The 893-nt window shown below is 72.9% G+C and carries 1 pseudogene; it reads right to left on the reverse strand.

The window, feature by feature from the left end:
- Positions 1-893, reverse strand: a pseudogene (locus tag ACYVE9_RS28620) (type I polyketide synthase); the annotation flags it as partial.

Consider the following 893-nt stretch of genomic DNA (forward strand, 5'->3'; position numbering starts at 1 on the left):
CGGGGTGCTCCAACGCCGCCACCCGGCCCAGCCCCCACACCCCGGCCTGCTCCGGCTGGAGTGCTCCCTCATCGGCGCTGCCGACGGCCACGGCTCCCTGAGTGATCCACCAGGAAGGGGCAGTGACGCCCGCGTCCCCGAGCGCCTGCACCGTCTTCAGGGCATCGGCGACGGTGCCGGGCATCACGACTACGCCGGCCGGCCGCTCCTCGCCCGCCCGGGTGGTGAGGTCCCTCGCCAGTGCCTCGCGGTCGGCGCCGACCGGGTAGGACACGCTCACGGCGCCGGGAAGGACGGCCGCGACGGTGCGGGCCAGAGTGTCGTCACCACTCGGGTGCAGCACCCACCAGGTGCCCTCCGGGGCCGAACGGCCGTCGTCTCCGACGGTCTCCCAGCCGACGCGGTAGCGCCAGCCGTCGGCCTCCGACCGGACGGCGCGCTCCTTCCGCCAGGCGGTCAGTGCCGGGACGACCTCACGGAGTGCCGTTTCGTCCACGCGCAGTGCAGACGCCAGTGCCTGGGCGTCCTCCTGCTCCACCAGTTGCCAGAAGGCGGTGTCGTCCGCATCTGCACCGGTGCGGGCGGGCCGCGTGTCGGGCCAGAACCTCTCGTGCTGGAACGCGTAGGTGGGCAGTTCCGCGTCAGCGGCAACTCGCGTGCCCAGCAACCCCGGCCAGTCCACGGGCCCACCAGCCACGTACGCTGCCGACGCCAGAGCCACGACACCGTCCACCTCGTCGCGGTCCTTGCGCATCGCCGGAGCGAAGAGCAGCGCGTCGTCGTCGGCCGCGCAGGTTCGAGCCAGCGCGGTGAGGGTGCTGTCGGGTCCGATCTCCAAGAAGCGCGTGACGCCCTGCTCGGTGAGGCTTTGGATGCCGTCGGCGAAACGCACC

This window comes from Streptomyces sparsus, assembly GCF_054776295.1.